1 protein-coding gene is annotated in these 359 nt (G+C 55.2%); it reads left to right on the forward strand.

The genetic code is table 11. The features are described from left to right. Positions 1–359: ATP-binding cassette domain-containing protein (locus PZH32_RS11815; protein ID WP_275208450.1), on the forward strand; the 359-nt coding region annotated here is incomplete at both ends.

A 359-nucleotide genomic window follows, 5' to 3' on the forward strand; every position in this document is an offset into this window, starting at 1 on the left:
GTGATCTCCGGCTGCCTTGGAAAGCGCGGAAACCGACCGTTTTACTCGATGGAAGAGCGGAAGCTTGCGGCGGTCAATATGGAAAAGCTCGGAATCACGGATCTCAAAAAGAGCTGCTACCGGGATCTCTCCGGAGGACAGAAACAGCGTACCCTGATCGCGAGGGCTCTCTGCGCTACGGATAAGCTCCTGATCCTGGACGAGCCGATCACGGGACTTGACCCGGCATCCACCCAGGATTTCTATGCGGTGATCCGCCATCTAAACAGGGACGAGAAGGTGGCTGTCCTCATGGTCTCCCACGATATCGGAAATATCGTGACCCAGGCCAACAAGATCTTACAGTTGAAACAGACGGT

This window comes from Adlercreutzia equolifaciens, assembly GCF_029076695.1.
In the GTDB taxonomy this organism is placed as follows: Bacteria; Actinomycetota; Coriobacteriia; order Coriobacteriales; family Eggerthellaceae; genus Adlercreutzia; species Adlercreutzia equolifaciens_A.